This is a genomic window from Mesorhizobium huakuii (assembly GCF_014189455.1).
Lineage (GTDB): Bacteria > Pseudomonadota > Alphaproteobacteria > Rhizobiales > Rhizobiaceae > Mesorhizobium > Mesorhizobium huakuii_A.
Window position 1 is genome coordinate 3,146,542 of sequence record NZ_CP050296.1, and the last position, 18,356, is coordinate 3,164,897.

General features: G+C 62.4%; 25 protein-coding genes and 1 tRNA gene. 4 read left to right on the plus strand and 22 right to left on the minus strand.

What is annotated here, in order from left to right:
- Positions 1 to 52: 52 nt before the first annotated feature.
- From HB778_RS15580 to HB778_RS15675, 20 genes are all read right to left on the minus strand, one after another.
- Positions 53 to 373, minus strand: coding sequence for a hypothetical protein (locus HB778_RS15580; protein ID WP_183464645.1), 321 nt, complete (start codon positions 371 to 373; stop codon positions 53 to 55).
- Complete coding sequence (locus tag HB778_RS15585; protein WP_183464646.1) at positions 363 to 3,452, minus strand: hypothetical protein; 3,090 nt, start codon at positions 3,450 to 3,452, stop codon at positions 363 to 365. The genes HB778_RS15580 and HB778_RS15585 overlap by 11 nt, the downstream gene beginning before the upstream one ends.
- 231 nt (positions 3,453 to 3,683) lie before the next feature.
- The gene (locus HB778_RS15590; protein WP_183464647.1) at positions 3,684 to 4,046 is read right to left on the minus strand and encodes a hypothetical protein; all 363 of its coding nucleotides are present in this window, start codon (positions 4,044 to 4,046) and stop codon (positions 3,684 to 3,686) included.
- 130 nt (positions 4,047 to 4,176) lie between these two features.
- Positions 4,177 to 4,413, minus strand: coding sequence for a hypothetical protein (locus HB778_RS15595; protein ID WP_183464648.1), 237 nt, complete (start codon positions 4,411 to 4,413; stop codon positions 4,177 to 4,179).
- Between the two features lie 18 nt (positions 4,414 to 4,431).
- Positions 4,432 to 4,911, minus strand: coding sequence for a hypothetical protein (locus HB778_RS15600; protein WP_183464649.1), 480 nt, complete (start codon positions 4,909 to 4,911; stop codon positions 4,432 to 4,434).
- Between the two features lies 1 nt (position 4,912).
- Entirely contained in the window at positions 4,913 to 5,170 is a 258-nt protein-coding gene (locus HB778_RS15605; protein WP_183464650.1) for a hypothetical protein, read from the minus strand.
- 38 nt (positions 5,171 to 5,208) lie between these two features.
- Entirely contained in the window at positions 5,209 to 5,886 is a 678-nt protein-coding gene (locus HB778_RS15610) for a hypothetical protein (RefSeq protein WP_183464651.1), read from the minus strand.
- On the minus strand, positions 5,883 to 6,308 hold the full coding sequence (locus HB778_RS15615; RefSeq protein WP_183464652.1) for a hypothetical protein: 426 nt from the start codon (positions 6,306 to 6,308) through the stop codon (positions 5,883 to 5,885). The genes HB778_RS15610 and HB778_RS15615 overlap by 4 nt, the downstream gene beginning before the upstream one ends.
- A complete protein-coding gene (locus HB778_RS15620) occupies positions 6,281 to 6,607 on the minus strand; it encodes a hypothetical protein (protein ID WP_183464653.1) in 327 nt (108 codons plus the stop codon). Before HB778_RS15620 ends, HB778_RS15615 begins: the two co-directional genes overlap by 28 nt.
- Entirely contained in the window at positions 6,604 to 7,035 is a 432-nt protein-coding gene (locus HB778_RS15625) for a DUF5681 domain-containing protein (protein WP_183464654.1), read from the minus strand. Before HB778_RS15625 ends, HB778_RS15620 begins: the two co-directional genes overlap by 4 nt.
- Before the next feature lie 10 nt (positions 7,036 to 7,045).
- Positions 7,046 to 7,249 carry a hypothetical protein gene (locus tag HB778_RS15630; RefSeq protein WP_183464655.1) on the minus strand — a complete coding sequence of 68 codons (204 nt, stop codon included), beginning with the start codon at positions 7,247 to 7,249 and terminating at the stop codon, positions 7,046 to 7,048.
- A gap of 188 nt (positions 7,250 to 7,437) precedes the next feature.
- Positions 7,438 to 7,779 carry a hypothetical protein gene (locus HB778_RS15635; RefSeq protein ID WP_183464656.1) on the minus strand — a complete coding sequence of 114 codons (342 nt, stop codon included), beginning with the start codon at positions 7,777 to 7,779 and terminating at the stop codon, positions 7,438 to 7,440.
- Positions 7,776 to 8,081 (minus strand): DUF6074 family protein, encoded by a 306-nt coding sequence (locus HB778_RS15640; RefSeq protein ID WP_183464657.1) that lies wholly within the window; start codon positions 8,079 to 8,081, stop codon positions 7,776 to 7,778. Before HB778_RS15640 ends, HB778_RS15635 begins: the two co-directional genes overlap by 4 nt.
- Before the next feature lie 144 nt (positions 8,082 to 8,225).
- Complete coding sequence (locus HB778_RS15645) at positions 8,226 to 8,735, minus strand: hypothetical protein (RefSeq protein WP_183464658.1); 510 nt, start codon at positions 8,733 to 8,735, stop codon at positions 8,226 to 8,228.
- Positions 8,732 to 8,932 (minus strand): hypothetical protein, encoded by a 201-nt coding sequence (locus HB778_RS15650; protein ID WP_183464659.1) that lies wholly within the window; start codon positions 8,930 to 8,932, stop codon positions 8,732 to 8,734. The genes HB778_RS15645 and HB778_RS15650 overlap by 4 nt, the downstream gene beginning before the upstream one ends.
- Positions 8,929 to 9,156, minus strand: a complete 228-nt coding sequence (locus HB778_RS15655; protein ID WP_183464660.1) for a hypothetical protein — start codon at positions 9,154 to 9,156, stop codon at positions 8,929 to 8,931. Before HB778_RS15655 ends, HB778_RS15650 begins: the two co-directional genes overlap by 4 nt.
- Entirely contained in the window at positions 9,153 to 9,350 is a 198-nt protein-coding gene (locus HB778_RS15660) for a helix-turn-helix transcriptional regulator (protein WP_183464661.1), read from the minus strand. Before HB778_RS15660 ends, HB778_RS15655 begins: the two co-directional genes overlap by 4 nt.
- Before the next feature lie 92 nt (positions 9,351 to 9,442).
- Positions 9,443 to 10,255 (minus strand): hypothetical protein, encoded by an 813-nt coding sequence (locus HB778_RS15665; RefSeq protein ID WP_183464662.1) that lies wholly within the window; start codon positions 10,253 to 10,255, stop codon positions 9,443 to 9,445.
- A 23-nt stretch (positions 10,256 to 10,278) separates the two neighbouring features.
- Positions 10,279 to 10,355 (minus strand) — tRNA-Arg (locus tag HB778_RS15670).
- Positions 10,356 to 10,635: 280 nt separating this feature from the next.
- Positions 10,636 to 12,123 carry an ATP-binding protein gene (locus HB778_RS15675; RefSeq protein WP_183464663.1) on the minus strand — a complete coding sequence of 496 codons (1,488 nt, stop codon included), beginning with the start codon at positions 12,121 to 12,123 and terminating at the stop codon, positions 10,636 to 10,638.
- A gap of 281 nt (positions 12,124 to 12,404) precedes the next feature.
- Between HB778_RS15675 and rpmH the strand changes: the two genes are divergently transcribed.
- The 4 genes from rpmH to HB778_RS15695 all read left to right on the plus strand — a co-directional run bounded on the left by rpmH (position 12,405) and on the right by HB778_RS15695 (position 15,459).
- Positions 12,405 to 12,539, plus strand: a complete 135-nt coding sequence (rpmH, locus tag HB778_RS15680) for a 50S ribosomal protein L34 (protein WP_008833937.1) — start codon at positions 12,405 to 12,407, stop codon at positions 12,537 to 12,539.
- A gap of 14 nt (positions 12,540 to 12,553) precedes the next feature.
- Positions 12,554 to 12,907 carry a ribonuclease P protein component gene (rnpA, locus tag HB778_RS15685; protein ID WP_027040889.1) on the plus strand — a complete coding sequence of 118 codons (354 nt, stop codon included), beginning with the start codon at positions 12,554 to 12,556 and terminating at the stop codon, positions 12,905 to 12,907.
- A 14-nt stretch (positions 12,908 to 12,921) separates the two neighbouring features.
- Complete coding sequence (gene yidC / locus HB778_RS15690; RefSeq protein WP_183464664.1) at positions 12,922 to 14,733, plus strand: membrane protein insertase YidC; 1,812 nt, start codon at positions 12,922 to 12,924, stop codon at positions 14,731 to 14,733.
- A gap of 165 nt (positions 14,734 to 14,898) precedes the next feature.
- Complete coding sequence (locus tag HB778_RS15695; protein ID WP_183464665.1) at positions 14,899 to 15,459, plus strand: fasciclin domain-containing protein; 561 nt, start codon at positions 14,899 to 14,901, stop codon at positions 15,457 to 15,459.
- A 197-nt stretch (positions 15,460 to 15,656) separates the two neighbouring features.
- Here HB778_RS15695 and HB778_RS15700 read toward each other — a convergent pair whose 3' ends face one another.
- Positions 15,657 to 17,204, minus strand: a complete 1,548-nt coding sequence (locus HB778_RS15700) for a DHA2 family efflux MFS transporter permease subunit (protein WP_183464666.1) — start codon at positions 17,202 to 17,204, stop codon at positions 15,657 to 15,659.
- Positions 17,201 to 18,346, minus strand: coding sequence for an HlyD family secretion protein (locus HB778_RS15705; RefSeq protein WP_432421264.1), 1,146 nt, complete (start codon positions 18,344 to 18,346; stop codon positions 17,201 to 17,203). The genes HB778_RS15700 and HB778_RS15705 overlap by 4 nt, the downstream gene beginning before the upstream one ends.
- Positions 18,347 to 18,356 lie beyond the last annotated feature (10 nt).

An 18,356-nucleotide genomic window follows, 5' to 3' on the forward strand; every position in this document is an offset into this window, starting at 1 on the left:
CCGCACGGGTGGCAGATAGCGAGAAGAACGATTATCGCTATCTTACGGTTCTTTAGGCTCGGCCCTTCGGTTTAACCTTGGCGAAGGTCGCAGCGAGGCGCCGCTCGCCCATCTCATCGGATGAGCCGGCGAACTCAATGAAGAATTGCCGCACCAACTCGTTTGGCAGTGCGAACCGGTGAATCGAGCCGTCCGGCCGGTGGAACTGGAAAGCCAGGAAGGCGCCATCCTCGGATGTTCCGAGCCAGTAGCGATCGAACGCCACTTCCTCGAAGCTTCCGAACTGCGCCTTAAAGGCAATGCGGTTCTGCTCGACCGCCGAAGCCAACTCAGGCGGCGCCTGCCACCATTTCTCAATCGGGCTATCGGCCATTGACGGACCTCAAGCCATCGCGAACGGCAGCGGCAAGTTCCCTGCGCATGGCAGCAAGGCTGTCCTTGTTGACGTTGGCGCCGGATGCGAAGTGAAAATGGTTCGTCTGCTGGAGCGGGCGCATGTCGCCGCCGGCCGAGGTGGTGGTGCTCGATGTGCCAGGCCGCACATCGGCGAACTGGTCGGGCCGAGCAATGATGACCTTTTCGTTCGGGCTCTTGAAGAACTCGACCTTCTGGGTATCTCCAGGGCCGCCGCCGATCATGCCGCCGGTGTCGAAACCATGTGCCTTGTTCGACGCGGCCAGAGCTTGCGCATAGCGAGCGGCATATGCGGGAGAACTCGGGCTGATGCCGTTTAGCCAGGAGTTGTAGGGGTCGCCGCCATGCAACGCCGTCGGTGCGGTTGGTCCCGTGGATGAGCCGCCGGACGGGAGGCCGACCGACTTCATGCCGCCATAGACGAGGTTATAGGCGATCTGCTGGGGCGTCGCCGCAAGGCCGTTCGAATTGTAGCCGACAAGGCCCATGCCGCCGATTGCCGAATAATTGGCCCGTGCGCTCGCAAGGACGCGATTGAAGGCCGCAACCTGCTCTGCGGTATGCCCGGCAGCGTTGAGACCGTTCGAATCGTAGCCGGTGGCGGAAATGGAGCGGCTAGACGAGCCAGATGAAAGCCCTGAACTGCTCGCAAAGCCCGTGGTCTTGATCTCATCGAGCAACTGCGCCGTTTTCCGCGTGTTCGCCTCGATATTCATTTGCAGGGCCCACATGCGGTCTTGGTCCCGCGTGGCTACCTGTCCAGTGAAAGCGGATTGCGGATTGGCAAGCGCCGTGGACTGGCCATTTGGAATGACCGTGCCGGCGCTGGAGGGCACGACAAGCTCGGGGCCGTGCTCACCAACCCAATAGGGCGTGTTGGCGCCTACGGGGCCGCCAGCGGCGCGTGTGCCGCCAAAGCGCATGACAGTGACGCCACTACCACCACCTGAACCCGAACCGGTATTGACCATGCCGCCTTGACCGGAATCGTAGGTCGGCACCTGATAGGCTGTCATCGATGGACCGGATTGCTGGCCGGCATCGCCACCGTAGCGCCTTACGCTGACATTGTTGCCGCCGCCGACGTCGTAAATCGATTGCGTGCCGCTGCCGACCTGCCTGGTTTGAACGGTGATCGTTACGACCTTGTCGCGGATGGCCTGGATGGCAGCGTTGAGCTGATGCGCCGAGCCCGTATCCTGGTCCAACTGCATGCGCGTACGCACGAGGCTGTCGACGAACTTGTTGACCGCATCGACGCCGAAGCCGTCCTGGACGAGCGTCTGGCGCACCATATCGAGGCCCTGATACACGGCGTTGACGCTAGCGTTTCCGGTCTTCATTGCGTCGAAAAGCTTGGTGACGGTGTTCGTGGCGTCGGCAATGTCCGCACTCGCGTTTTTGATGGCGTGCGTATCGCCGAAAAAGGCATCCATGTTCTGTTGGCTTGAGGTCGTGGCGATCACCTTCTGAAGCCTGTCAGCCTCGGCCGTTGTCGCGTGGAATTGGCTCTGCAGATCAACCATGCCGGCGAGTTGATGCTGCCGTGCCTCCTGTACGGCTTGATCAACGGTCTGGAACAGGCCGACCGTGGCCTGTAGCTGGCCGTTTAGCTGCTGGGTGCCGAACTGGCCGGCCAAAGAGCGCGTGACGCCGTAGCCACTGCTGGCGCCGGCATTCATGGTCCCAAACAGTTTCGCGATGGTCGCGTCGGCGTTGCCGGCGCTGGCATTGACTTCCTTGAAGCCCTTGGAAACGTCGGCCAGGGTCTCTTGCGCCTTTCCACCGTTGAACGCGACATCGTTGACCGTCTTGTCGACGCCAAGGCCCTTTTCCAGTGCGAGCGCATCCTTCAGCTTGGCGATGATCTTGTCGAACTGTGCGCCATTGCCCGGATTGGCGATCGAGATAGCCGACATCTTGTCGATGACATCCTGTAGCGCAGGGGTGAGCCCCTTCCGAATGTCCGAATTCATTTCGAAGATGGCGTCAGAGAAGACGCCGAACGGCTTGCCCTGGGCTTTGTTGTTGCCGCCGAATTCGGTGAAGATGCTGGAAAGCTCGGATTTCAGCGCCTTGGTCTGAGCCTCTACGTCTGCCAGCAACAAGGCATGCTGGAAAGTCGCGGATTCCTTCGTGTAAAGCTCCATCGCGGTCTTCGCGCCGGCATATGAGGCCGCTACCTCGTCGACTATCTGCTTGTGCCTGGCCAGAACCTCATTGACATCAGAGGCACCGCCCTTGAGCGCGCCGAGTGCCTTGATAGCGACCTCTGTTCCGACCGAGATGGCCAGGAATCCGAGAACGAAGGGATTGAAGATCACGGATCCGAGAGCGCCAAGCGCCTTCATTCCGTTGCCGAGGGTAAGCACTCCAGCGCCGGTCGAGGCGAGCCGTTCATTCATCACGATCAAGCTGCCAGGGATGCGGCTGAAGTTGCCGCGCGCGATCTCGGCACCGAGCACACTGAATTCGCGGGACACACCAGCGCCAAGGCCGGCCGCTTCCGTCTCTGCGACGCCAAGCGCCGCCATGCTTGTGGCCGCCGATTTTGCGGAAACGGCAACCTCCTCATTCGCCGTAGCAAGGCCAAGCATGCCGGGGGTGATCTTTGCCAGGTTCCCGCCGGTTGCTTCGAGCGCGGCGGCGAAATCCTTGGCAGCGATGGTGCCGGCCGAGAGAGCAGCCGCACCGCCGCCGGTGCCACCGATGGCGCCCAGTTCGGCATTGGCCAATTTCGTTGCAGTTGCCACCTTGCCGAGCGCCGCGGTCGCGGCTGCAGTCGAGGTGGTGATCTTCGACATGACGGCGCTGGCGGCCGTGCCGCTGGTGGTGAGCTTCGCGAGAAACGCGTTGGTCTGTTCAACGCCAGCGGCGATCTTCTCAAGACCGGCCGAAACGCCTGCCCCGTTCAACTGTGCGGAGATTTGAGCGTCGAACGTGACCGCCATCTGCTTGGCCTTGGCCAATGCAGCCTCGAACGGCGCAAGGTTGCCACCGATCTGGATGGTGACGCTACCGGCGTTGTTGTCGGTCATGGTGTTGGACCCCCAAAATTGTTAGCGAGAAAGACGCTTATCGTTACTCGTCGGTGGTCAGGGCTGCCGTGCGCGGACCGCCCACAAACTGAATTGCGCGGGTGGCACGGATGCCGCCCGCGCTGGTCCGGGAGAAGGAGACAAAACCCGGACAAAGGACCACCAAGCGAATCCCCACCTGGCAGCCCCGGCTGGCGCCTGTCTGTAATGCAAGCGTCCAGCCACTACCGTTCAGGCCGCATCGAGCGCGTTCTTCAACGCACGGCGGCCGGTATAGATCTCAGGCTGTTCGCGGAGCACCCGATCGTAAGCCTTTGCGAAACTCTCGCCGGGCCTCTGCTTCTCGCGAACCAGGTCGGCGATCTGGTCATCCATCTTCTTCATGCTGCCGAGGGCCTTCGTGACCTTGGTCTCCACCGGCACCTGGTCGGTCTTGGCGACGTGATGCCGTCCGGCCTCGCCGTAGGCGGTCCACAAGTCCCCGTGTTCGGTCGTCGCCTTCAAGATGGCGTTGATGCGGGTCGATCCGTCCCGTTTCTGAATGCGCTCGACGCACGCTTCAAAATCGCTTTCGGCTTTGGCGAATGCGGTCATGGTTGTTTCTCCCTTCAGGGTTCGGTCGTTTTTCAAAATCGTCGCTACAGCGCCTTCCTGGCATGGCCGGTCGACGGCGCTGATCTCGTCGATTTGGATCTTGCGGAGGATACGTCTCATCGTTTTGTGCTCAGCGCTCGTGGGCGTCGGCGAAAGCGACGGCGCGCAACGGACGGTCGTTGATTGCCAGGTTCCCGTGAACGTCGCAGACGCGCGAGATAGCGGGATCGATGCCGGCGGTGTGCGCGATCAACCCCCTGCCGACGGTTTCGGCAGCGCCGCCCGCGGCCAAGTAGGTGGAAACTGCTCCCGAAAGCGTCGTGAACGCAGCATCAACCGCGGCTTTTTGAGCGCTCAAATCTGTCATGGTTCATTGTCTCCTTGTTCACAAGAATTGGCCGGTCGCTACGTCGACCACGCGATAGATGACCGTCAAAACAGCGGTCCCGTCACCGTCCATCGGGTCGAGATTGGCGACCCCGAACATCAGGCCCTTGTTCGCGATATCGGCGACCGGACGCTGGCCAAAATTCAAGCCGTAGCCATATGCCGACGCCGCCTCGCCGAGCATGTCGAATGCCATCAGCGCAGTGTCGACACTGCCGCCCGCATGGAAATACCCGGAGCTCAGATCGCCATCGGTTTCGGTTGAAAAGGCCGTTGTGCCGAACCGATAGAGAACTGCCATCTCCGTGGGTACGAGGGCTTTGCCAGATCCTGGTGCCGCGATCACTTCGACCGGGCTGGAGAACAGGGTCTTGATGTCGTCGCTGGAAAGCTCGGCGCTAGCCAGGCGCATGCCAGTCGCCAACTTGGCGACTGCTCGGCCGGTAGCTGAATCGATTTCGTAATCTGAAAGCTTCATCTCATCCCTCGCTCAGCGTCTTGCCGTCTTCGTCGAGCAGAGGCTCGCCGTCTTCATCCAGCAGTGTGTTTTCGAAACTTATGCCTCGCAGCCCGCGATCGTTGACGGCAGCATTGGCGCCGTAGTCTGCAAATCGGGAAATGCGCGGGTCGATCGCGGCCACATGGCTGAGAAGCCAACGGCCGGCTAACTCGGCTTGGCCACCGGCGCCGAGGTAGGCAACGACCGCCTGGGCGAGCCCGGCGAACGCCGTGTCCACAGCCGATTTTTCCGCTTCGAGTGCCAGCGTCGTGCCCCCTATGCCGCTTTTGCCGGGGCGGTCGGATGCCCAAGTACATTGCCGTCGTGCTGGGCGAGGCTCGCCACGAGATGGCCGCCGATATGGCTGATGTCGGTGAATTCCGCGACGCCAGCCCGCACCAGCGCGCGGCTGACAGCCATGGGTCGAATAAGCTGGTTGGCCCTCTCCGACGGCACAACGCCAGTCGCGGCAAGTTCGCGGTGCAGATCGCGGCGACGGTGCAGCGCATCGGACATCACAGCGGCCGCACGATCGAATTTCTCGGCCTCGGCGAGGATCAGATCAGAGATCCGCCTGGCCTCTGCCTGTCGGCGCCCCTGATCCTCGCTCGCAACAGCGTCTTCTGCCGTTTCGAGATTGCTCCGCGCCTGGCCAATTGCCGCACCGATCGAGGCAATTTCGGACCCATGCACGCTGATTTCTGCGTTGATCGCGTCCAAGCGCGCGCGCGCCGAATCGTCGCCACTATGGGCGCTCAATGCGATCCGGCCCCGTTCCGCTGCCAGGTTTTCGGCGTGCTGGAGTGCGGTTGCTTGCTTCTCCCCCATTTTGGCGACGACCGCCTTCGCGGCCTCGAGCGCGGCCTCGAGCGCGGCCTCGAGCGCGGCCACGGCCGGCGACGGCGCGGGTGGCGCGGCCTCGACCGGCTCCTGCTTGGTTTTGAAGATTTTCAAGTTCGTGTCTCCTTTGAGATTCCTTCAACAGGGTAGCGAGAATGGCCGTTATCGCTGGCCATGCGGTCGGCGAGCACCTGCTCCCAATCGTTGCCGTGGACGACCCTACAGCGCGCGGTTGCCGTGGCGGCTACTTCGTCGGCCCGGGTGCGCCAATCGTCGCCATAGGCCTCTTGGGCGAGTACGGCGTGCGCTTCCTGGCTGAAGCCGGCCTTCACCCACTTCATGAATGCCGGCGCGCTCGGGAGGCCGTAGAGTTTTGCGGCGTTCGTCGCCGGGCTGTCACCTTGCCCGAGATCGAAGGTTTCGGAGATGAAACTCGCGAATGCCTGGGCACGGCCAGAGTGCGAAGCGTCGACGATCTCGACGATCGGCTGGGCGCTTTCCAGGGCCTCTATGCGGCGGCGGAGATCACTGGCCATATGACGGCCCCGCATGCGGCCAGCCGCTTTACGTGTTCGAAATATGCCGTTTCGTCTTGATCGACAAAAGCGATGAACTCGGTAAGCGTTTCGCAGCCATCGGGGAACGCGGCACAACGGGCCGTGTCGCCGGTGATTTCAATTGTCTGCGTGACGATATCTTCCAGCCGGTTAAGTTCGGCGTCTGACAGGTGGTCGAGCTGGCGTGCAAAGCGCACCTGCCATTCCCGCTCATCGTCGGCACTGGTCCGGCCTAGACGGTCCTCCAACTTGTCGATCCTCGTTCGAAGTCCGGTCATCGACCCGCCCTCCGTTCGATATCGCGCTCGAGGGCTTCGAGCCGGCGGGAAAGATCATCGGTTTCGATGGCGCGGCGGGCTGCTTCGATCACGGGGACGATGGCGCCGCCTTCCTCCGGGCTCAGATTGCCATCGGCAACGGCTTTGAGGATGGCCATGGCGGCCGCGCGGACGTCGCCGCTGTTGGACATTATCGGAAGGCCGAACCTTACAGGCATGCCCTTGCGGGGCGGTGCGATGCGATCCAGGCACAAGCGCAGCGCCACGGTGTCGCCGGCCTTGGCCAGTTCGATCGCCTTCATGGTGATCGCCTTGGCGTCACCGTCGAGCAGTTTCTCGCAAGCAAGGGTTACGCGCGAGCGCGAGCCAGAGGGGCGACCTTTCGGGTTGCCGGACTGACCTGGCTGGAAACGCGTTGTCTTGGACATGGGCCGGCGGCTACTCGCCGTCCCGTTCGGTTGAGATCACGGAACCGATCTTCTCGGCGGCCGCGGCAATCGCGAAGTCGCTCGGCGTCATGTGCTCCTTGGAGGCCGCAGCGAAAAGAGCATCACGAAACCCCTGGCTAACGCGCGCCGAGGTGAGCATCACGTTGACACGGCGCCCTGTTTCCTTCGCGTGATTTCTATCGATAACCGTCATTAGCGTTGATCTCTGGCCCTGTTTTCGAGGCAGAGAATCGCATGCGCTGGCCCGCTTGGGCATTCCGCACGTCTGGGCATGTTTGGGGTTGTGTTGGCCGTAGCGCTTCCGCGATGTCTACTTTTGACAGCGCGGTCTGCACCTCAACATTCTTCAACAGGCGCGCTACCATAACATTTGATAACAGGTCAGGGTCTCGGGATGCCCAGCCGAGCGAAATAGCGGGCCACGTCGGGATGATCGCGATTGTCCTGACGCAGCAACTCCAGTGCCGCGGTATCTCCATCCAATGCCATCGCCAGTGCCGGTGCGCTCACCCGCCATGAGCCGCCCGTCACGGATCGATTGGCGATACCGTGCTTGTCGATCAGCCGGCGGAGCGTATCTTCGCTGATCGCGTATTCACCCTGGAAGGCGAAGAGGGCTTGCTTGACCGACAACGCCTCGGCGGCGGGGATCCACAGCGGCCGAAGCCGTTCCCCTGTTTCAGGGACTGTTTTGGCAGGGAGGCGAACGACGGCTGACTTCATGCGGCGTCACCTGCATGATGGCCGGTATAGGTCAGCCGGATGATCTCAGATTGCACCGCCGACCAGAACTGGCCGAGTTGCTCGTCCCGTTCCTGCTCAGGAATGCCGAGTCGGTTTAGGTGACCGACCAACCCGGTAGTGACCTGATCGCGATACGACTCGGCGTGGCGATCAGTCGACTTCGCCAGCATCTTAGAGGCGACGTCTCGGATCTTGCCGACACGGCGGATCAGGGGAAACGGTATGACCTCTACGCCGACTGGCTGCCAGCGGAAGAGGGGAAGGTCGTCATCGCGTACCATCGGCCTTGGCTCCCGAGATATAGATAGTAGTGACGTTTCCGCTACCAGCGCAGTAGTGACGTTTTCCGCACCGGCTTTTGGCTAGATCGGTAGCGATTTCGTCACTGGCTTTGGTTGCGAAAACCGCACTGGCAAAAAATCCGTTCATGCCGCCTTTCTCCCGTGCAAGGCTCGTTGTTCTGCCCGCTGTTCCGCTCTCTTTTTCAGCTTTATGCTCAGTGCCGAGGACCGCGCCTCTAGGTCAGCAATCGCTGCATCAATTCGCCTTTGCGCGTCGTCCTCGTCAGTGACTCTTGCCCACTCGTCGGTCACTCTCACTTTGGGACCATGGGCATAGGTGAGGCGATATTTCGTAGGGAAGCGGTGTTCGGCTTTGGAGGCTCTGCCCCGCTCGATGCATTCGACAAAGCCAAGAGCTTCGACGCGGGCGATGCACTCGGCAATGGCGGCACGACGAACGCCCCACTCCTCAAAGTCGGTGAAGGTGACCGGAAGTGTGTCGGTCGTGCCGGCATGCGCCATGAACTCTTCCTCGATCCGCTCAAGAATAAGTTTGTCGTTGCCGCGCAGTGCCTTCCAGGCCGCCGAGAGGCGCATCTCGCGCTTGTGTGCCATGAACTGTGACGCAATCTTGCCTGGCTTCGGAGGGCTCATGTGGCGCGCGCCCTGCGCAACGTCACCTGGCGAATGGCAACGATTGCCTGGTGACTAGTGAGGCCGAAACGATGGCGCAGCGCCGGCACAACAGGGCGCTCGCATGTGCGGAAGTTCTCGAAATACCAAGCTGCAGCCTCATCGACGATCGCCGACGTCTCGTGCTCGGCCGGCGTGAGGTCCAGGGCGGCGGTCATGCGTCCTCCTTCAGCCAGTCCTCTGCTTCACCCAGGGACCAGAACGATGCCACCAGGAGTTTGCTTTGGAAGATAGCGATGTAAGGGAGGAAAACGGTCCGGCTGCCGCCGTTTCGTGCGGTAATCCGGTACCCGCGAGTCTTGGCGAGGGCCTGCAAGTTTTGGAGGCGATCGATCCGATCCCGCGGCCAGCATTTCATGAAGCTCGTCGGAATGACGCTCATGCGGCCATCCCGTCGCGCGCAGCGATCTTACTGGTGAGGAAGGCCTCGACGTCTGCCTCGGGCCAGCCAACTCGGCGAGCGGTCAACTGGACCGGCTTGGGAAAGCGCCCTTCGGATATCTCGGAATATAGTGTCCGACGCGAAAGCCCGGTGCGGTCAAGCACCTGCTCGATCGGAAGGATACGGGTCGACATTGCTCGTTCGCCTCCTATGCGATGGTGCGCAGTAGAAGGCGGAAGCGTCACGAATAATAGGAATTAGTTCTGCGCGAAATGCGCAAAAAAGTTTATCCTACCGTTGCCCAGCTTGGCAGCGCATGGGCCATTTCTGGCCGAGACCCTTCTGACCACAACCGTTTGACTGTCGCAATCTCGGCTTTCGCGGTTTGAGCGCTGATCTGGATTTTGCTCACCCTGGCCGCCTTCATGATTGGTGGAACCAATAGGGTGACGAGTTCAACGGCCGGGCTGCGGTGCTCATCGTCTGCCGCATAGGCCATGGGCTCTTCGCCAGTGACGCGCTGATAGGTGGCGATGATGTCGGCGATCAGCACGAACCGGGGGAAGTCATTGCGGCGCCGAATAGCTTCCGCCGACTCTTTCTTTTCGCTGCCCAGCGCTCGCAATTGGAACTGAGCGAAGGCACGAAGAGAGATCAGCGGTTCAACCAAGCCCGTCAATATCTCGTCCCTGCGGCGGGTGGGCTTGCCTTGCCGGAGCTCGAGTTCTTCCAGGAACTGGAGCGGATCTGCGGCAGTATGGTTGAACTGAGGATATGCCAGCAACAAATCTGCCAACACGGTGAGGGTCGCGTCCAGACTACCAAGGTAATCCGCCTGTGCAGCGCGGCTGACGCGCGCTACTTTGCGCCTCAAAAATCGACGAGCACACAACTCGAAAGCATGCGTCGGCCCAAACTCGGCATCAAAAATGATATCGTTTTGCCGAGCCATCCACTCCTCTGATGGCGGACAAAGCTCAACAATTCTGGCGGAGATGTCTGCCTCAAAGCGGAACTGGACGGATAGGCTTTCACCCACGGCTCCGGGCAGCTTTGGTGCCCCCGATGTGCCCCCAAGGACGAGGCTCTTTTTAGCCATCCGCCTCAACCCCTTGGAAAGATTGGCGCGCCCGAAGAGATTCGAACTCCTGACCCCCAGATTCGTAGTCTGGTGCTCTATCCAGCTGAGCTACGGGCGCGCATCAGGCCATGTTTTCGACGGCCCCGCGATCCGATCCCAGGGACCGGCCGCGAATGTGTGCAGTTCCCTAACGACTGAATTTGCGAAAAGCAAGTCGATCCGGCAAAAGTTTTGTCGCGAGTGTGTCATCCGGTGATGACGGCCCCGATCCCAGGGCTTTGAAGCTGCCGCGAAGCCGGTCCGATTTCAGGCCGCGTGGCAGAAAAGTCTCGGCAAAGATCATCGAAAGCGTCAGGCCGGAAGGGCAAGCGCCCCTCAGGAAAACAGCACCGGGGCCGTCAGGCCGGCCGGCGCAGGCTGCCGCGGGCCTGGTCCAGCCGCACCGGCTGGTCGGGGATGGTGACGGCGAAAGTGGTGCGCCCGCCAATCGACTCGACCAGTTCCACCGTGCCGCCATGCGCCCGGATCAGTTCATGCGCGATGGCTAGGCCTAGGCCGGTGCCGCCGCTGCGCGCCGAGCCGCGGAAGGCCGCGAACAGATTTTCGCGCGCTTTCGGCGGCAGGCCGGGGCCGGTGTCGGTGACGGCGATGCGGCTGACGCTGCCCAGGCGCACGGCTGATACCGCAAGCCGCCGCACCACGGCGCTCTCGGTGTCGGCCGCCATGGCCTGCACCGAGTTGCGGCACAGATTGGTGAGCACCCGGAACAGCTGGTCTGAATCGGCGTCCACCTCGAAAGCCGCCTCGACGGCGTTGATGAACTCGATCCCTTCCTCGATGTCGAGCAGCCCGTGCACGTCCTCGACCAGCTGGCGCAGCCGCACCCGGCGCCGCGAAGGCGGCGGCTCCTGCGTGCGGCCATAGTGAAGCACGCCTTCCGAATAGGAGACGGCCCGGTCCAGCGCGCGCAAAAGCTTCGGCGCGAAGGCCTGCACGGTCGGATCCCTGACCTGGCGCAGACGGTCCGACATCAGCTGCGCCGAGGCCAGGATGTTGCGCATGTCGTGGTTGATCTTCGAGACCGCCAGGCCGAGGTCGGCAAGGTGCTTCTGCTCGGACAGCATCTTCTGCAGCCGCTCCTGCATCTGCGACAGCTCGCGTTCGGCAACGCCGATCTCGTCGGAGCGGGCGGCGGGATGGATGATGCGCCCAGGGTCGTCGGGAGCTTCGGAGAAGGACAGCATCGAGCGCGTCATGGTGCGGATCGGCCCGATCATGATCAGGTCGATCGCGGCATAGACCAGCATGGCGGTGAACAGCGAGATCAGCAGCGAGACGAAGGCGACGTTGCGCGAATAGATGAGCATCGCCTTGCGCAGTGAGTAATCCGGCATGATCAGCTCGAATTCCTTGTCGCTGTCGCCGACCGGTCCGAAGACGCGCAGCATCCGGTCGCCGCCGAAGAACAGCGTGTCGAGCGCGCCGGTCATGCCCTTGATCATGCCGACGCTGGCGAGGTCGATATGCTCGTCGACCTGCGGCGGCATGTCCGCCACCACCAGAAGCCGCGAGACGCCGCCATCGCGCACCGCGATCGCCTTGGCGCCGATCGCCATCAGCACGTCATTCTGGGCCGTGCGCGACAGCGAGGTCGACTCGCCCTGCACCAGCACGATCGACACGGCTGCTGCCGTGCTCAGCCGCTCCTTGAGCCAGCTCAGCCGGTAGCTGGCGATCCAGGGCAGGAAGATGAGCACTTCGGCCAAAAGCACGAAAACGATGGTGAGAAGCAGCAATTTCGTCGACAGGCCACGCGACAAGGGTACGCTGCGGACGGTGGCAGGCGCCGTGCCGATCCCTTCCCCCGCTTGGCTAGCTTCGCTCATGCGACTCTGTCTTCACAATCACTTGATCGGCCAAGATTAGGCGATTGCGGCCTTTTTTGCCAATTTTATCCTTTGGTCCGAACATTAAATTACCGTCATGAAACCTGCGTCCGCGGCGCGACGACCCCGGATTGACTTCCAAAACCCTTCTTTCTATAAGCCCGCTCACGCTCGGGCCATTCGTCCCGGCGCGGTTTCGATCGCGCCAAAGCCGGCCCGGCAAAGCTCCTGTTACAAAGTGACAGAATCAAGAAGGGCCGCACCCCGCGGTATTAAAACAAATGAAGCGTACCTACCAACCGTCCAAACTCGTCCGCAAACGCCGGCACGGTTTCCGTGCCCGCATGGCCACCAAGGGTGGTCGTGGCGTCGTCGCAGCTCGCCGCAACCGCGGCCGCAAGCGGCTCAGCGCCTAAGCGAGACGAGATCGTTGCCCGCAACCGGCAAGCCAGTGGGGCAAAATCCCAAGCGGCTTCTGAAACGCGCGGAATTCCTGGCCGTCCGTCGTGGTGAAAAGCGACGCGGGCGGTTTTTCCTCGTCGAGGTCCTCGACCGCGGCGATGGCGGCGTGCCGCGCGTCGGCTACACCGTCACCAAGAAGGTCGGCAACGCTGTTGTGCGCAACCGCGTCAGGCGGCGGCTGAAAGAAGCCGTCCGCGTCCATGCCGCAGATGACATGGTGCCCGGCAATGATTATGTCATCGTCGGGCGCGATGATGCGCTGCGTGCCCCCTTCGGCCAATTGAAGGCCGAACTCTCCCGCCGACTTCGCGGAACACGATAGGCCAAGGGCTCTCGATGGAAAACAACCGGAACTTCTTCATCACCATCGCGCTGTCGGTGCTGATCCTGGCCCTGTGGCAGTATTTCTATGTGCTGCCGCGCAGCGAGGTGCAGCGTCAGGCCGCCCGCATCGAGCAGCAGCGCGTGGAAGAACGGAAGAAGGCGGCCGAGGCGGCCAATCCGGGTGCTGGAGCGCCGGCGCCGGCGCCGGGCACCATTCCCAACGCGCCCGGCGGTGACACCGTCACTGCCGCCGGCCGCGACCAGGCGCTGGCCGCTTCGAAGCGCGTCAAGATCGACACGCCGAGCCTCGAGGGCTCGATCAACCTGACCGGCGCGCGTCTCGACGACCTCAAGCTCAAGCACTACACCGAGACCGTCGACAAGAATTCGCCCGAGATCGAATTGCTCAACCCGCAGGCGCTGCCCACCGGCTATTTCGCCGAGATCGGCTTCGTTGGCAACGACAAGACCGGCACGGTGCCGGGTGCGGAAACACAGTGGAGCGTGGACGGCAATCCGACGCTGACCCCGTCGACGCCGCTCACGCTCACCTACACCAATGACAAGGGCCTGACCTTCAAGCGCACCTTCTCCGTCGACGCCAACTATATGTTCACGGTGTCGGACACGGTGCAGAATTCCGGCTCGAGCGCGGTTTCGCTGTTCAATTATGGCCGCGTCACGCGCTACGACAAGCCGGCCGTCGCCAGCACCTACGTGCTGCATGAGGGCCTGATCGGCGTTACCGGCACTGAGGGCTTGGCCGAATACAAATACGCCAAGATCGAATCTGAAAAGCAGGTCACGCCGGGCAAGTCGACCGACGGCTGGCTCGGCATCACCGACAAATACTGGGCCGTCACGCTGGTGCCGACCGAGAAGCAGCCTTTCCAGCCGCGCTACGCCTTTTTCGAGGATGGCCGCCACCGCTACCAGTCCGACTTCCTGACCGATGCGATCAATGTCGAGGCCGGCCAGTCCGCGACGGTCGAGACGGAGATCTTCGCCGGCGCCAAGGAAGTCGCCAAGATCAACGCCTACGAGGCGGACCGTCATATTCGCCAGTTCAATCTGGTGATCGACTGGGGCTGGTTCTATTTCATCACCAAGCCGATGTTCTGGCTGATCGACACGCTCTACAAATTCTTCGGCAATTTCGGCCTGGCGATCCTCGCCACCACCGTCATCGTCAAGGCCCTGTTCTTCCCGCTCGCCAACAAGTCCTACGCGTCGATGGCGAACATGAAGAAGGTGCAGCCCAAGATGCTCGAAATCCGCGAGAAATACGCGGACGACAAGATGAAGCAGCAGCAGGCGATGATGGAGCTGTACAAGACCGAGAAGATCAATCCGCTCGCCGGCTGCTGGCCGGTGGCGCTGCAGATCCCGGTCTTCTTCTCGCTCTACAAGGTGCTCTACATCACCATCGAGATGCGCCATGCGCCGTTCTTCGGCTGGATCCAGGATCTGGCCGCGCCCGATCCGACCTCGATCTTCAATCTGTTCGGCCTGATCCCGTTGACGCTGCCGCACATGCTGATGATTGGCGTGTGGCCGCTGATCATGGGCGTCACCATGTTCCTGCAGATGCGCATGAACCCGACGCCGCCGGATCCGACGCAAGCCGCGATCTTCACCTGGATGCCTATAATCTTCACCTTCATGATGGCAGGTTTCCCGGCCGGTCTCGTCATCTACTGGGCCTGGAACAACACGCTGTCGATCCTCCAGCAGGGCGTCATCATGAAGCGCCAGGGCGCCAAGATCGAGCTGTGGGACAATCTGGTGGCCCTGTTCCGAAAGAAACCGTCTCCAGCGGAATAGAAGCTCTCTTCCCGAAAAAGCCCGGTTCGCCCGGGCTTTTTCTTTGGGCGGATATCTGTTCACGTTCCCGTGATCGGCGAAACTGCCAGCGGTCGCGGGGCGTGACTGCGTGTGCATTTCCAAAGGCTATCAATTCCGATCAGCCCTCACCCGGAGGAAGACCACATGCGCTTGCCGTCATTCAGGATCATAGCCATTTCCGCCCTTGTCGCCGGCGTGGCGATTGCCGCTCCCGCCTACGCCAAGAACCCGAATGTCGGCGGCGCGCCGATGTACACCACCAAGACCATCGTCGAGAACGCCGTCAATTCGAAGGACCACACGACGCTGGTCGCCGCCGTCAAGGCCGCCGGCCTGGTCGACACATTGCAGGGCGCAGGTCCGTTCACCGTCTTTGCGCCGACCAACGAGGCCTTCGCGGCACTTCCGGCCGGCACGGTCGACACGCTGCTGAAGCCCGAGAACAAGGACAAGCTCACCAAAGTGCTGACCGCGCATGTCGTGGCCGGCAAGATTTCCGGCGCCGAGATGATGAAGAAGGCCAAGGCGATGGGCGGCAAATACGAGATGAAGACCGTCTCGGGCGACACACTCACCGCCGAGGTCAAGAAGGGCAAGCTCTACATCATGGATGAGTCCGGCGGCGAGGCGAAGGTGACGATCGCCGACGTCAACCAGTCGAACGGCGTCATCCATGTCGTCAACAAGGTGCTGTTGCCGAAGTAACGACTTCCGGCGAAAGGGGGCAGTGGCAGCTGGTTGGGGCTTTCTCGGTCTGCCATCCCCGCCTCATGACGAGGTCCATATTTCCTAGGGAAGCCGTTATCGGCGAGGCCGGGGTCCTGTAGTCCCTCACAGGACCCCGGTTTCTTTTGAGGGGTACATGCGTGATGGGTCCGGACGCGTCAGCCCGGGCCTCGGCCTCACTCCATGACGGCGCTGTGATCGACCTTGGCCGGCGTGCCTGGCTTGCGCAGCAACAGCACCAGCGGAATGGCGGCCAGCGACAGGATCATCATCAGCTTGAAGTCGTCCATGTAGCTGATAACAGTCGCCTGCAGCGTCACCACACCGTCCAGTGCCGCGCGGCCGGCGGCGGTGTAGGGGTTCATCGCTTGCGCGATCGCCGGATTGCCGAACGCCTGGTTGAAGGGCGTCACGTAGGTGGCAATGTTGGCATGGTTGATCTGCACATTCTGCGTCAAGAGTGCGGTGACCACCGAGATGCCGACGCTGGAGCCGATGTTGCGCGACAGATTGTAAAGGCCGGTGCCTTCCGCGCGCCGCTCCGGCGCCAGCGTGGCGAAGGTGATGGTGGTCAGCGGCACGAACAGGAAGCCCAAGCCGGCCCCCTGGATAAAACCGGTGCTGATGATCGTCCATTGCGAGACGTCGGGGGTCCAGCCGGTCATGTCGTACATCGCCCAGGCGGTGATCGCGAGGCCGATGAACAGCAGCCATCGTGTATCCACCTTGCCGATCAGTCTGCCGACCAGGAACATGCACGCCATCGTGCCGAGGCCGCGCGGGCCCATGACGATGCCGGCCGTCACCACCGGATAGCCCATCAGCGTCTGCAGATAGGGTGTCATCAGGGCGAGCGAGGCGAGATAGGTGATGCCGATAATGAAAATGAAGATCATGCCGACGGCGAAATTCCGATCCAGGAAGAGCCGCGGATTCACGAAGGTGTTTTTGGCGGTGAAGGTGTGGACGAGGAAGATGTAGAAGGCCGACGCGCAGATCAGCGCCTCGACGATGATCTCGGAGGAGGAAAACCAGTTGAGCTGCTCGCCGCGGTCGAGAAACATCTGCAGCGCCGCGATGGTGATGCTGAGCATGCCGAAACCCAGCCAGTCCAGCCTTGCCTTGATGTCCAGCTTGGTTTCCAGGACGAACAGGGACACGCCCGCGAAAGCCAGCGCCCCGATCGGCACGTTAATGTAGAACACCCAGCGCCAGCTGACATTCTCGGTCAGCCAGCCGCCGATGACCGGACCCAGCACCGGCCCGACCATCACCGAAACGCCGAACAGCGCCATCGCCGAACCGCGCTCTTCGACACTGTAGATGTCGAGCAGGATGCTCTGCGACAGTGGCACCAGCGCCGCGCCGAACAGACCCTGCAGCAGGCGGAAGCCGACGATTTGCGGCAGCGACTGTGCGAAGCCGCACAGCACCGAGGCGACCACGAAGCCGGTGATCGAGGTCAAAAGGATGCGCTTGCGGCCGAAACGGTTGGCGAGGTAGCCCGAAGGCGGCGTCATCACCGCCGCCGCGACGATGTAGGAGGTCAGCACCCAGTTGATCTGGTCGGCGCTGGCCGAAACGCTGCCCTGAATGTACGGCAGCGCCACATTGGCGATGGTCGTGTCCAGCGCCTGCATGATGACGGCCAGGATCACGCAGGCTGTGATGGCGCCGCGATTGGCGACCACCGGTGTGGCACCTGCCGCGGTCGCGCTGGTCATGATTTCTGTCCGAACCGGTTGAGGAGATTGGTGACGAAGTCCGGCAGGCCGCGGGCGTGGCCGGTCTCGACGTCGACCACCACGCTCATGCCGCCGCGCAGCGGCGGTTTGCCCTTGGCGTCGTCGACCGTCACGCGCATCGGGATGCGTTGCACGACCTTGACCCAGTTGCCGGTGGTGTTCTGTGCCGGCAGCAGCGAGAAGCTCGACGACGAGGCCGGGCTGATCGAGGTAACCGTGCCGTGCCAGACGGCACCCGGATAGGTGTCGACGCTGATTGTCGCCGTCTGTCCCGGCCGCACATAGGTCAGCTCGGTTTCCTTCGGCTCCGCCTCGATCCACAGATCGGTCGACGACACCAGGCTGAAGGCCGGCTGCGAAGCCGGCAGATACTTGCCGATCTGAAGCGCGTCGACATTGGTGACGACGCCGTCGAACGGCGCCTTGACCACGGAATCGCCGAGGTTGCGCTGCGCATCGTCGACGCCCGACTGGGCCTGCAGATAGAACGGGTTCTTTTCCACCGGCTGGTCGGCGTCGCCGCCCAACTGGGCAAGCGTGGCCTGCGCCTGCGACTTGGCGACCGCCACTTTCTGGCGCGCGGCGACGAGGTCGTGCTGGGCGCTGTCGAAAGACGCCTTGGAGGCGGTGGAGGTCTTGAGCAAGTCCTGCTGCCGCTGGAAGGCAGCCTCGTAATAGGGAATGTCGGCCTCGGCCTGCTCGATCTGCGCCAGCGACTGCTGATAGCTCGCTTGCAGCGTGAGCACCTGGTTGCGTACGGTCCCAAGCTGGGCCTGGGCGGCGGCAAGCGCGGTTTCGAAGGAGGCCGGTCGCAGGCGGAAGAGCACGTCCCCCTTCTTCACCGCCTGGTTCTCGTGCACGTCGATCTCCTGCACGGTGCCGGAGACGTCGGTGGACACGCCGAGCGACTGCGCCTGGATATAGGCATTGTCGGTCGTCATCACCTGGCCGCCGGTGACGTAATAATAGCCGCCGACGACCAGCGCGACGGGAAGCAGGGCAAACAGCACCGGCCGCGTCAGGCTGCGCTTCGGCTTGGCCGGGGCAGGAGGGGCAACGGTGACAGCGGCCGGCTGTGCCCGCGGCTCCTTGGCCGGAGCTTCGAGTGCCGCCGGCGCCAGCGCAGCCGGG

Bases quoted from the DNA above. Each gene is read 5' to 3' on its own strand.
- HB778_RS15580 (WP_183464645.1), bottom strand. From the start codon at position 373: ATGGCCGATAGCCCGATTGAGAAATGGTGGCAGGCGCCGCCTGAGTTG.
- HB778_RS15585 (WP_183464646.1), bottom strand. From the start codon at position 3,452: ATGACCGACAACAACGCCGGTAGCGTCACCATCCAGATCGGTGGCAAC.
- HB778_RS15590 (WP_183464647.1), bottom strand. From the start codon at position 4,046: ATGACCGCATTCGCCAAAGCCGAAAGCGATTTTGAAGCGTGCGTCGAG.
- HB778_RS15595 (WP_183464648.1), bottom strand. From the start codon at position 4,413: ATGACAGATTTGAGCGCTCAAAAAGCCGCGGTTGATGCTGCGTTCACG.
- HB778_RS15600 (WP_183464649.1), bottom strand. From the start codon at position 4,911: ATGAAGCTTTCAGATTACGAAATCGATTCAGCTACCGGCCGAGCAGTC.
- HB778_RS15615 (WP_183464652.1), bottom strand. From the start codon at position 6,308: ATGGCCAGTGATCTCCGCCGCCGCATAGAGGCCCTGGAAAGCGCCCAG.
- HB778_RS15620 (WP_183464653.1), bottom strand. From the start codon at position 6,607: ATGACCGGACTTCGAACGAGGATCGACAAGTTGGAGGACCGTCTAGGC.
- HB778_RS15625 (WP_183464654.1), bottom strand. From the start codon at position 7,035: ATGTCCAAGACAACGCGTTTCCAGCCAGGTCAGTCCGGCAACCCGAAA.
- HB778_RS15630 (WP_183464655.1), bottom strand. From the start codon at position 7,249: ATGACGGTTATCGATAGAAATCACGCGAAGGAAACAGGGCGCCGTGTC.
- HB778_RS15635 (WP_183464656.1), bottom strand. From the start codon at position 7,779: ATGAAGTCAGCCGTCGTTCGCCTCCCTGCCAAAACAGTCCCTGAAACA.
- HB778_RS15640 (WP_183464657.1), bottom strand. From the start codon at position 8,081: ATGGTACGCGATGACGACCTTCCCCTCTTCCGCTGGCAGCCAGTCGGC.
- HB778_RS15645 (WP_183464658.1), bottom strand. From the start codon at position 8,735: ATGAGCCCTCCGAAGCCAGGCAAGATTGCGTCACAGTTCATGGCACAC.
- HB778_RS15650 (WP_183464659.1), bottom strand. From the start codon at position 8,932: ATGACCGCCGCCCTGGACCTCACGCCGGCCGAGCACGAGACGTCGGCG.
- HB778_RS15655 (WP_183464660.1), bottom strand. From the start codon at position 9,156: ATGAGCGTCATTCCGACGAGCTTCATGAAATGCTGGCCGCGGGATCGG.
- HB778_RS15660 (WP_183464661.1), bottom strand. From the start codon at position 9,350: ATGTCGACCCGTATCCTTCCGATCGAGCAGGTGCTTGACCGCACCGGG.
- HB778_RS15665 (WP_183464662.1), bottom strand. From the start codon at position 10,255: ATGGCTAAAAAGAGCCTCGTCCTTGGGGGCACATCGGGGGCACCAAAG.
- HB778_RS15675 (WP_183464663.1), bottom strand. From the start codon at position 12,123: ATGAGCGAAGCTAGCCAAGCGGGGGAAGGGATCGGCACGGCGCCTGCC.
- rpmH (WP_008833937.1), top strand. From the start codon at position 12,405: ATGAAGCGTACCTACCAACCGTCCAAACTCGTCCGCAAACGCCGGCAC.
- yidC (WP_183464664.1), top strand. From the start codon at position 12,922: ATGGAAAACAACCGGAACTTCTTCATCACCATCGCGCTGTCGGTGCTG.
- HB778_RS15695 (WP_183464665.1), top strand. From the start codon at position 14,899: ATGCGCTTGCCGTCATTCAGGATCATAGCCATTTCCGCCCTTGTCGCC.
- HB778_RS15700 (WP_183464666.1), bottom strand. From the start codon at position 17,204: ATGACCAGCGCGACCGCGGCAGGTGCCACACCGGTGGTCGCCAATCGC.